The organism is Lawsonia intracellularis PHE/MN1-00 (assembly GCF_000055945.1).
Lineage (GTDB): Bacteria > Desulfobacterota > Desulfovibrionia > Desulfovibrionales > Desulfovibrionaceae > Bilophila > Bilophila intracellularis.
In genome coordinates this window covers 580,594-592,884 of the sequence record NC_008011.1, presented here as the reverse complement: position 1 = coordinate 592,884, position 12,291 = coordinate 580,594, and the positions used below count along the sequence as shown (strand labels likewise).

Genomic DNA, 12,291 nt, shown 5'->3' with positions numbered 1-12,291 from the left:
ATTAATATACAACGCCATAAGACATAACTTCTGGCCGATGAAAATAGAATTCTATACGACGATTTTTTGTACTTCCTTCAGGAGAACTAGGTTCTAGAGGTCTTGTATCTGCATATCCTACAGAGCGAATTCGTGAAGCCTTTATCCCGTGCTCTACAAGATACTGTGCAGCTGCAGCTGCACGAGCTCCTGAAAGTTCCCAGTTAGAAGCAAAAGGGCTGCCTTTTGTTATTTCACCAATATCAGCATGGCCACGTATCACAAGGTAAAGATTATATTCACGGAGAACGGCTAAGACAGTTCCCATAACTTTTTTCCCTTCGGGTGTAAGAGTTGCTGTACCAGGAAGAAACGTGGAATTAGAATTTACACGTAATAATACACCAACATCGTCAGCACTTATTCCTGTTGCTGACTGTGGGATAGCATCAGCCATTAACATTTTTTTTAATTTATTAGCAAGAGCATAATGAGATTGTTCTGTTTCATTAATTTTTAATTGTCGAGTATCAAGTTTATCTATTTGGTTGATAAGAGGATTGTTAGAGATTGGCGAACTATCAGGTGTTTTAAATGTAGCATCAGATGAAGAAAAATATGCAGCAAGACCTTCTTTAACCTCAGGGGGTGTCATTGCAAGAATCCACATCAGTAGAAAGAAAGCCATCATAGCTGTAACAAAGTCTGCATAAGCCACTTTCCATGAGCCAGACATATATATTTCCTTTAATGATGTAACTAATGTTTATTAGAGAGAGGTTATCCTGTTTTTAGACGTTCTTCCATTTCCGAAAATGATGGACGAAATGTATTAGGTATGGCACGTCTTCCATATTCTACTGCTATCATTGGTGTAGAACCTCGGATAGCAGCTGCAACAGCTTCTTTAATGGAATTATAATAAAAATGTGCTTCTTCTGCAGAGGTTTCAAGCTTTGAACCCATAGGTCCAAAAAAACCATAACAGAAAAGAATACCTATAAATGTACCAACCAAAGCTGCTCCAATATAATGCCCAAGGACTTCTGGAGGCTCATTAATTTTTCCCATGGTAATAACAACACCTAATACTGCAGCAACAATACCCATTCCTGGTAGCGACTCTGCCATATGGCTGATGGAATGTGCAGGTAATAATTCTTCTTCGTGTGTAATTTTCATGTCAGATTCCATGAGGTTATCTATATCTTCTGGTGCACCTGTTGTCAGATAAACTCGTAATGTATCTGCAATAAAGGCAACAACTTTAGTATCTTTTACAATTGTAGGGTATTTACTAAAGATAGGACTTGATTCAGGTTTTTCTATATCACTTTCTATACTAATGACACCTTCTCTATTCATTTTTAAGAAAAGTCCATAGAGAAGGGCAAGTGTTTCAAGGTATTTTATTTTTGTACTGTTTGGATCGCCAAAAATGTGTGATAAATTTTTAATGACCAGAGTAAATGAATATTTCGTCTGTGAAGCAAAAAAAGCACCTAATGCTGCCCCAATAATGATAACAAGTTCTGCAGGTTGAAAGAGTAAAGCAAGATTCCCTTTAGCCATAAGGTAGCCTCCAATAATGGAAGCAATAACAATAAAGTATCCAATAATAATATACATATAACTAGTCCAACTTGATTAAACTATAAATGAATAGGGCATTATTTGTAATCTTACCATAATGTCCATTATATGGAAAGCTATTACATTTTTGGTATATTAGACTATACAAAAATATAAGAAGAAGTAGTGGATATTTTTTTATTGGTTAATAGAGAAAATTTTTATGGTGAATCATTAGTACTAGTTGTTTTAAGGTTATGAAGAGGTATGAGGGCTTTGATTGTAGGGTATAAGCATTCCTTGTAGAAAGGATGAAAGAACAGTAGAAACTGTGGGTAAGTTTTTAGAGTAATAAATTTTAATACCTTTTTGTTGTAGTATAGCAAGTGGGTGAAGACCTATGCCTCGAACAATAAGTATATTAGTCTGTAGCTCAGCAATATTTTGTATTGCTCTTTTTACATTACTTTCTTGAATGATATTAGGTCTAGTTGTGACATGTAAAACTACATTATTCTTAATAGTAGTGAGTGTATATGTTTCACAGTAAGCAAAATGTGGACTTAATCGTGCAGCTAGTCCACCAGGAAACTCTGAAGGAATAACAATGACTAGCTTTTTATCTTTAATCATGGGTGTGTTAATATAGAACAAGTAGTTAGTATTGTTAGGGGTAATTAGTTATTATTTGATATCCTAATCATTATTTTGCGATAATTCATTATGATGATGTAATTTCTTTGCATGAAAACCTATATGAATAGGGAGTTGATAAAGACAGTAATCCCAATATTGATCACTAGATGTTTCACTATATTGTATAGGAAGATTTAATTTAGTAGCTTTATGGAAAAAACATCGATTTTCATCTAATGCAGGGTCAGTTAGATTAATGCTAATTAGCATTGGTGGGACATCTTCTTTTGAGATATTATCAATAAGATGATATGCTGAATATGATTCCCATAGTTGTTGAGAATCAGATAGTTCACCTAGAACATTTTTTATCCCCCATTCATGAGGATGTACCATAAGGTTAAGGACACCATTAATAGCACTCATTGAAGTATATAACATAGGGTGACGTAGCCCAAGAGTAATAGCACCATGACCACCCATAGAGATTCCTGCTATACTCCATTTATCTATAATAGGTAGCTGTTCAAGCATTGTTGGTTTAAGTTCATTTATAATAAATGACTCAATTTGACTTGTTTGAATAAGAGGGCTATCTACATACCAACTATTTTTACCTCCATCTGGTGCAATAATGACAATACTATGAAAAGTTGCAAGTTGTTGCAGGAGATCTCCAGTCATTTGTTTCCAAATTTCATTTGTACATCCTACACCATGTAATAGCAGTAATACAGGGTATTTTTCTTGACTTTTGTTTTGAGGAATAAATACTGAGCATGGTATAGATGCTTGCTGAATTGATGAAGGAATATAAATAACTATATCGTTCTCTGCATTTGAGGTATAAAGATCTTGTTTATTATCTTTTGTATTATTTACTGTTATAGTCTCCAAAGATTGTTTTATATATGGCATGAGGTGATTCATAAGAAGTCTACCTCCTGCTTCTGTTACATGAATTTTGTCTTTAGCTCTTAGTCGAATATGTTTGTTTGACTCTTGCGTGTATGTAGTATACTTGCCCTGAGGAGTAGCTAAAACAGACTGTGTATCTATAAATTGTGTATTTACTGTCTCATCACAAGCTTTTTTTTGACATTCACTTACATACTGTATGCGTGTTGCATATGGTACTTTACCCATAATTGGTAATCCAGCCCAAATTACATAAGCTCCTTGTGATGTTGCTATGTTTAAAAGATGTTTTGCTCTATTGGTATAAATTTTTTTCCATTCTTGACTGCCAGGATGGTATCTATGATTTTTATCATCAAAAATATCTTGAGCATCGTTTGCACCTAAACAGAGAATAATGAGTTTAGGGTGATGTTTGTTTACTAAAAAAGTCAGACGTTCTGGCCAATTAAAATAATCTGGTCGTGAAAGTCCAGTTGAATATTTTCCTTCACGGATAACTTTAAATGGGTACTGATTATGTAACGTTTTTTGTAGAACTGGTCCAAGTCCTTCATTTATCATAGAGTCGCCTATGATAAGTATTGTATTGTTATTATTAGTAGGGATAGACTGATCTATAGTATTTATAGGTGATGTAGATAATGTTTCTGACTTATTGCCTTCTAAGTTTGGAGTAGAAGTTAATGGTGGAGAAAGTTCATTTGTTAGATGAGGTTCTGTATGATCCATTACAGCATCTTGTTGCATCTTACATGCTTCTTCAAACTTTTCAGGGTGTGAGTGAGAAGTATCCTCTTCTCCTTTCTCTTGTTGAGGATATGAGTTATGAACAGGGATTTCTCCTATGACTGTATTTAAAGAAACTTGTTTTATAATCGTTGATTCAAATGCTGAAAGTTCTGTTAGTTTTGATATCTCAGCTGTTTTTTGAATAAATTGAGCAGCAATACTTATTGAAGGGAAGTCACTGCTAAGACGGTTTAGTATTGGAATTACTCGTCCTGTATCTAACAATAACAGAATAAATAGAGTAACAATGTAGATAATAATACTACGTGATGGTGTTAATTGTGTTGATGTAATCTTTTTTTGTTTAACCATGTTGTTCATACTATTTATTAGAATTGGAAGTAAATAAAAGGCATAATGCCATCAGGTCCCATTTTAAGAATAATACCTGCAATGAAAGCAAGAACAAAAGTCTGGATAATCCAATGCAGTCGTTTTTGGAATTTAGTAAAGCTAGTTAAAATATAAGGACCAACAACCTGTATTAATAAGCCTGTTAAAATGACAGGAATAACAAGAATTGGAAAACCCTCTCCTTCTTGTCCAAAAATAATAATACGTTTTATAATTTCCAAAGCACAAGGGACATCTTCAGCTCGAAAAAATATCCAAAGAAAAGACACAAAATGGAATGTAAGAGCCCAACTAATAATATAGTGTATTGTTTTTATAAAGGGAATGTTAAGTAGGTATTGAACATTTGTCTGTGAAGCACATACAGTTTTTATAAAATGGACTAAAGCAAGTCCAATGCCATGTAAAAATCCCCAAATAAGAAAACGAAGATGGGAACCATGCCAAAGACCGCCAATAAACATTGTGATGATAAGGTTAATGTAACGATTTCCTTTTTTATTTCCACCTAGTGGGATATAAAGATAGTCTTTTAGCCACTGTGAGAGTGTTATATGCCAACGATGCCAAAAAATTTGTAAATTGTACGCTAGGTATGGTGCATTAAAATTTTGAGGAATACGATAACCCATAAGTGCTCCAATTCCAATAGCTAAATCTGAATATCCTGAAAAGTCACAAAAAATTTGGATGGAGTAACCATAGACAGCTGTAAGAATTGTCCATGAAGAATAGATGCCTGGTGATTGAAATACATCACGGACAATGTGCTCTGACAGATAGCTTGCAAGAACTACTTTTTTAAAAAGACCGCTAAGAATTAAAGCAAAGCCTGTTATAAGTTCATCTGATATATAGTTACACTTTCCTAGCTGGGGGAAAAATTGATGCCCTCTCATAATAGGACCAGCTAATATTGTAGGGAAAAAAGATATAAAAAGACTCACATTAATAAAAGATTCTGGGTGGGACGTTGGATTACGGTATTGATCGATAGAGTAAGAAAGACCTTGAAATGTATAAAATGATAATCCTACAGGAAAGAAAATATCTATCATAGGTAAGGTAATAGGTATTGATCTTCCCAGTGAAAAGATTGACTCAAGAGACAGGATAATAAATTCATAATACTTGAAAAAAGCAAGTATGAGAATGTGGAGAATTATATTGATAGTAATGATAATTTTTTTGGAACAAGTTGTTTTAGAAGAAAAAAGAAATTTGCCAGTACACCAGTTAAGAATAATAACAGTAAAAAGAAGAGGTAAAAAGGTTAATCCTGCATAAGCATAGAAGAATATATTACCAGCAAGAAGTGCTCCTTTATATATTCCAAGATGGTAACAAGAGAGGTATAGTATGAATAGTACAATAGGAAAAAAGATACAAAATTCAAGTGTAACAAAATTCATTCTGTTATTCCAAACAAGATTTTTAGTTGGGATTAAGTTGTATTATAGTAGACATATAGTTACTATTGGTTAACTGGAGGAAAATTACCATACCGGGTAAGGTATTTTTTCTTTGAAAGAGTTATTAATATAATATGATAGTAACGTAAAGGATATAATCACTTAATTAATTATTTTACATAGTTTGATAGAGTAGCCAATAGATTTCTTTATATATAAAGAAGTAATGGATATAGGCTAATGAATGATATAATCTTATTATCTATCTATTAAAATACTTTTTAGTTATTAATAAATTAAAACTGACAAGAGTAGTTATATGAAGAAGATATTATTAGATAATAGAATACCTTTCTTACTCATTTATACAATAGGCTATTCAGTGTGAGTTTTTTCTTATTAAGGATATGAAATGGCTCAATTATGTGATACAATAATACATGCTCATTGTATTGTAACTCAAAATAAAGAACGTGTTATTCTTTACAATGGTTCACTAGCTATTACTTCTGGAAATATTGTTGCATTGGGTCCAAAAGAAGAAATTTGTTCTTTTTGGGATGCAAAAGAAACCTTAGATCTTTGTAATATGCTTGTTATGCCAGGTTTAATTAATGCACATACACATGTTGCTATGACATTTTTTCGTGGATTAGCAGATGATTTACCTCTTATGGAGTGGTTAAAATCATATATCTTTCCTATAGAACGTCATTTAACTCCGGAAACTGTACGCTGGAGTAGTTTATTAGGATATGCTGAAATGTTGCGGACAGGCACAACAGCTTGTTTAGATATGTACTTTTTTGAAGATGTTGTTTTTGAAGCTGCAATCAAAGCAGGAATTCGATGTACAGGTGGAGAGAGCATTTTTGTTTTTCCGTCAGTTTCATGTGATACAGCAAAGACAGCTTTAGAGCATACTAAGAAAATGGCAGAACTCTATTCTGATAATACACGTATAAATGTTGTAGTAAATCCTCACTCTGTCTATACAACAACGCCTCAAGTATTATCACAATGTATTGAAGTTGCTGAAGAGTGTAGTTTACCTTTACATATCCATCTTTCAGAAACAACTACAGAAACACAAATATGTTTGCAAAAATATGGATTACGTCCTGTTTCTTATTGTCGTGACTTAGGAATACTCACTCCACGTACGACATTAGCTCATGTTGTAGATGTTAATCTTGAAGAGTTAACTTGTCTTGCTGAACATGGATGTGTGATTTCTCACAATCCTTCTTCTAATATGAAGCTTGCTTCAGGTGTATCTCCCATCCCTGAAATGATAAAACGTAATCTTTCTGTAGGCCTTGGTACAGATGGGGCTGCTAGTAATAATTGTCTTAATATGTTTATGGAGATGGGACGTTGCGCACTACTACACAAAGTCTATTGGAATAATCCAACAGCTCTTTTTGCACAAACTGTTCTAGATATGGCTACATTAGGTGGTGCTGCAGCTATACATCAACCTAAATTAGGTGTCCTTGCACCTGGACATCCTGCAGATCTTATTGCTTTAGACATGAGTATGCCTAATCTTCAACCAATGTTTAACCCAATTTCTCATCTTATTTATGCTACTACAGGAATGGAAGTTTTTCTTACTATGGTTGAAGGTGAAATTTTATATTATAATGGTACATTCACACGCTTTGATTATGATAGCTTATCTAATGAGATGAAAAAAGTGAGCCATTGGGTAAAAGAAAAGTTACAATTGTTGTAAAAAGTTTTGTTAAGTTTATAGTTTGTAATATTTTTATATATTTTGGGGGCTATGTGTTGATTACACTTATAAGGGTAATTACTCTGTAATGGTATTATGATAGTAATTTTAAAGTGTATCAGAGTTGTATACTACTAATTAGTAGTATAGCTCTTCTTATATCTTGTTTTTTAGGCAAAAATTTTTTAAAATAAAAGATCTTACTTTTTAAGTTAAGAGGATAAAATTTATTACTTCTAACTACTAGCGCTTAATAGAATACTATGAGGTTGTTATTTGAGTAGAATATAAATTAGATTCAATGAAGAATACTTTATTTAGTCTGACAACAATAATCGTAATCTCTATTTAATCTTTTTTTGTCTATTTGAATGTATTAATCCCATTTTAGTCCACCACCAGTTTGATACTCAGTAACCCGTGTTTCAAAAAAGTTTTTTTCTTTTCTAAGATTTGACTGCTCATCTAACCATGGTAATACATTTTTTGCTCCAGGGAATGGTTCTTTCATACCTAATTGTCGAGATCTACGATTAGCAATAAAGCGAAATTGTCCTATATGTAAATCTGCATTATACCCAATAATAGGTTCATGTAAAATATAATTAGCATAAGCTATTTCTGCTGCTTCAACTTCGTCCCATAACTGGCGTACAGCCGTAGGATCAAGTGTTATGTTTTCTTCTTCTATTAATCCTTTTATAACAGTTATACCAAATGTACAGTGTAAAACTTCATCTCGTAGGATATATTGAAATTGTTCAGCAGTTCCTTTCATTAATCCTCTACGCTGTAAAGAGAAAATAGGAGAAAATCCATTATAAAACCAGCATCCTTCGAAAATAGCTGCAAAAAAGATGTAAGACATTATGAATTCATGTAAATTATCTTTATCTGATAAATTTATATCAGAACGTAAAACTTGTTCTAATCTTTTATTGGATAGAAGTATTTTCCCATAAATTTCTGGAACTACTCTATAGCGGTTATATATTTCTGATTGTTCTAGCCCTAAACTTTCAATACAATGTTGGTATGTCCAGGTATGTAAAGCTTCTTCATAAACTTGTCGTGCTTGGTATATCTGTAATTCTGGAGCAGTCATTTTTTCCATAACAGCTAATCCAATATTACGCATAGCAAGAATGTCAGATGTCGTTAAATAAGCTAAGACATTGTCAAAAACATGACGTTCATTTGTTGTAAGTGTATGATTATAGTCATAAACGTCTTGTGACATACTAATTTCAAGTGGAGTCCAATGGTTTTGGTTAGCTTTAAGAAAGAAATCCCAAGCCCATGGATATCTAAATGGAAGAAGTTGGTTAATATCCGTTTTCCCATTAACGATACGTTTGTCAGAGGCATTAACAGGCATAGGTAGTGTAACACTATCTTGTAAACTTTCTGAAATTTTTCTAAGAGAGTTTACCCCATCTTGAGGGTGTGAGATACCAGTATTAGTTTCTATAGAATTATGAGTATCCCAGTTTAAAGAGTTGGTTTTTTTTAATGTACTCATTGACAGGCCTCACATTCGGGATCATCAATAGAGCATGCTCGTAAGACTGTATCTTTCTTTAATACAGATTGCGAGTTTGTTCCTACTTTTTCAACTTGACTAGCTCCTAATGAACGTAAATAGTAAGTTGTTTTTAATCCTCGTAACCAAGCAAGTTTGTATATTTCATCCATTTTTTTCCCAGAAGGAGTATCTAGGTATAAGTTTAGAGATTGAGCTTGATCAATCCATTTTTGTCTTCGAGATGCAGCTTCAATTAACCATACAGGATCAATTTCAAAAGCAGTGGCATAGAGTTTTTTCAGTGAGTCTGGAACTCGATCAATATAAGCCACAGATCCATCAAAATATTTTAAATCAGCTACCATTGCTTCATCCCAGAGGTTAAGTTTCTTTAGATCATTAACTAAGTATTCGTTTACAATGGTAAATTCTCCAGACATATTTGATTTAACATAAAGGTTTTGATATGCTGGTTCAATACCTTGTGATACACCTATAATGTTTGAAATTGTAGCTGTTGGCGCAAGAGAGACACAGTTGGAGTTTCTCATACCATATTTAGCTATACGATCCTTTAGAGCATCCCAATCTAACCGTGAAGACCGATCAACCTCAAGAAATCCACCTCGTTCTTTAAGGAGAAGATCCAGAGAGTCAAGAGGTAAAATTTTACGATCCCATAGACTTCCAGGGAATGTGCTATATGCACCACGTTCTTTTGCTAACTCTGTAGATGCCCAATATGTGTAATAACAAACTATTTCCATAGATCGATCTGCAAACTCAACAGCTTGATGAGAAGCATAAGGTATACCTAGTTTATATAGACAGTCAGCAAATCCCATAATTCCTATACCAATAGGGCGATGTTGAAGATTGGCATAGGAGGCTTTAGGAGAATTGTAGTAATTTATATCAATAACATTATCTAACATTCGTAGAGCAGTGGCGATCGTTTGTGATAGTTTGTTTTGATCAACTTCTCCATTAATTAAATGAGATGATAAGTTAATTGATCCTAGGTTGCATACAGCAATTTCTTCTTTAGATGTATTTAGGGTAATCTCCGTACACAAATTAGAGCTATGGATAACCCCTATATGTTGCTGTGGCGAACGAAGATTACAGGCATCCTTGAATGTAATCCATGGATGTCCTGTTTCAAACAACATAGTTAACATCTTACGCCATAGTTGTACTGCAGAGACTTTTTTAAATAATGTTATTTCACCAGTAAGGGTTTTTGCTTCATAATGAGTATAAAATTTTTCAAATTCCAACCCAAACTTTTCATGTAATTCTGGAACATCATTAGGAGAAAAAAGCGTCCAATCACTATTTTCTAGGACTCGTTTCATGAAGAGATCTGGTACCCAATTAGCAGTATTCATATCATGAGTACGTCGTCGATCATCTCCTGTATTTTTACGTAAATCAAGAAAATCTTCTATATCTAAATGCCAAGTTTCTAAGTAAGCACATACAGCTCCTTTACGCTTACCTCCTTGATTTACAGCTAAGGCTGTATCATTAGCAACCTTCATGAAGGGAATAACCCCTTGGCTTTGGCCATTTGTTCCTTTTATAGGACTGCCTAAAGCTCTTACAGGTGTCCAATCATTTCCGATTCCACCAGCATATTTTTGTAGTAATGCATTTTCTTTTATAGATTGAAAGATATTTTCTAAGTCATCATTGATAGTTGTAAGAAAACATGAGGAAAGCTGTGGGCGTATAGTTCCGCTATTAAAGAGTGTTGGTGTTGAAGACATAAAATCAAAGTTTGATAGTAAATTATAAAACTCGATTGCTTTATCTTCTTTCTTTTTTTCATTTAAAGCTAGTCCCATAGCTACACGCATAAAAAAGAGTTGTGGGAGTTCTATACGACGTTTTTTGATATGTAGAAAATATCGATCATAAAGAGTTTGAATTCCTATATATCCAAAAAGTTCGTCACGTTCCGGGACTAATGCTTGAGCAAGATAAGAATAGTTAAATGTAGAAAGGCGAGGATCTAATAAACCAGCATTTATTCCAAGCTCAATGAATTTAGGGAAATATGAGATTGTTGCTATCTTAAGTTGATGTAAATCCATTAATTCTGTGGATTGATCAAGAACTTCATATGCTAAGCTAAGGCGTAACAATCTTGCGGTTACTTTATTATATTCTGGTTCATACTCAATCATTGTGCGTGCAGAGAGGATTAGAGAGCTATATACATCTGCTAGAGACATACCATCATATAAACTTTTTAATGTATTATTAAATATAGAGATTGAAGAAACACTGGTTAGATTTTTGCAAGCTACATGGCATATATTCATTAACCATGTGTGGTCTAGAACTTTTTTCTCGCCTTTATCTACTAGATGCAATACAGCTTTTTTTTCTGATGTATTACGCATAGCTGCACGTTTTTCTCTATACAAAACATAAGCTCGTGCTACATCGTGTTCTCCAGACTGCATTAGGGCACGTTCTACTTGATCTTGTATATCTTCAATATGTATAGAGCCTCCATCTGGAAAGCGATGTGTGAGTGCACTAATAACAGTTTCAGTCAGATGTGTAACTACATCACGAAGGCTAGAAGATAATGGACTTTGTTCACCTTTAACTGCAATAAATGCTTTTGTTAATGCAGCTGCTATTTTTTCAGATTTGAAGGATACAATATCGCCATTACGACGAATAACTTGCATAGCTGCAAGTGAGAAGGCCACCTCTGGATGTTCCATAATATCCCCTAACTTTATTACATTAAAATATTACATTATCTTAATAGATAGTGGATATTTTAATATAATATAAACATTGTAGGATGACTAAAATTTATAAAATATAGGGATAAAAAAACTCCTTTATCAAGGGACAAAGGAGGAAATATTGTTATCCTCTATAAAGAACTATTAGCAGTATCTTATTACTGTAATAGTTCGTCCTATAAAAATTAATTAGTAATAATGTATATTTTACTGGTATTCCTTTGTTATTTTAACCTTCCTAAGAATATTGTATGTTTATAGATAAGAAGGAAAAATTTTTTAATATACAAATACTATTACCTTTTTCTCCTTAAGAGAATTTTCTAAATTAACCCTTTATTAGGAGTTTTACTTTTTCTTTTTACTATCTTCAGCTTATATTTTTGTCAAGGAATATACAAGAGATGTTTTCTCACTATTTCCCCTTAATATATTAGAAAAGCTAGCTAATTTATTTATAGTTCTTAAAATTTATTACAATTTTACTGTTATAGATAACAAAATTATTATATTATTTTATAAAATAAATTCTTATGAAAAAGTATAGAGAGTATTTTAACTATTATATTATTATTTATAAATTTTTATATTATT

8 protein-coding genes are annotated in these 12,291 nt (G+C 32.9%); 1 reads left to right on the top strand and 7 read right to left on the bottom strand.

Annotated features, from left to right (window positions below; translation table 11 throughout):
• Position 1 precedes the first annotated feature (1 nt).
• The 5 genes from LI_RS02645 to LI_RS02625 form a co-directional block, all read right to left on the bottom strand.
• Entirely contained in the window at positions 2–715 is a 714-nt protein-coding gene (locus LI_RS02645) for an OmpA/MotB family protein (protein WP_011526567.1), read from the bottom strand.
• Between the two features lie 44 nt (positions 716–759).
• Entirely contained in the window at positions 760–1,608 is an 849-nt protein-coding gene (gene motA / locus LI_RS02640) for a flagellar motor stator protein MotA (protein ID WP_011526566.1), read from the bottom strand.
• A gap of 198 nt (positions 1,609–1,806) precedes the next feature.
• Positions 1,807–2,184, bottom strand: a complete 378-nt coding sequence (locus LI_RS02635; RefSeq protein ID WP_011526565.1) for a NifB/NifX family molybdenum-iron cluster-binding protein — start codon at positions 2,182–2,184, stop codon at positions 1,807–1,809.
• Positions 2,185–2,247: 63 nt separating this feature from the next.
• The gene (locus LI_RS02630) at positions 2,248–4,209 is read right to left on the bottom strand and encodes a DUF459 domain-containing protein (protein WP_011526564.1); all 1,962 of its coding nucleotides are present in this window, start codon (positions 4,207–4,209) and stop codon (positions 2,248–2,250) included.
• Positions 4,210–4,226: 17 nt separating this feature from the next.
• Entirely contained in the window at positions 4,227–5,663 is a 1,437-nt protein-coding gene (locus LI_RS02625) for an MBOAT family O-acyltransferase (RefSeq protein WP_011526563.1), read from the bottom strand.
• Between the two features lie 412 nt (positions 5,664–6,075).
• On the opposite strand from LI_RS02625, the gene LI_RS02620 reads away from it, so the two are divergent.
• Positions 6,076–7,401: an amidohydrolase family protein gene (locus tag LI_RS02620; protein ID WP_015353741.1), complete on the top strand. Its 1,326-nt coding sequence runs from the start codon at positions 6,076–6,078 to the stop codon at positions 7,399–7,401.
• A gap of 376 nt (positions 7,402–7,777) precedes the next feature.
• Here the strand turns inward: LI_RS02620 and LI_RS02615 are convergent, their stop codons facing one another.
• Together LI_RS02615 and LI_RS02610 are read right to left on the bottom strand one after the other, a co-directional pair.
• Positions 7,778–8,923: a ribonucleotide-diphosphate reductase subunit beta gene (locus LI_RS02615; RefSeq protein WP_015353740.1), complete on the bottom strand. Its 1,146-nt coding sequence runs from the start codon at positions 8,921–8,923 to the stop codon at positions 7,778–7,780.
• Entirely contained in the window at positions 8,920–11,670 is a 2,751-nt protein-coding gene (locus LI_RS02610; RefSeq protein WP_011526560.1) for a ribonucleoside-diphosphate reductase subunit alpha, read from the bottom strand. Before LI_RS02610 ends, LI_RS02615 begins: the two co-directional genes overlap by 4 nt.
• Between the last annotated feature and the right edge of the window lie 621 nt (positions 11,671–12,291).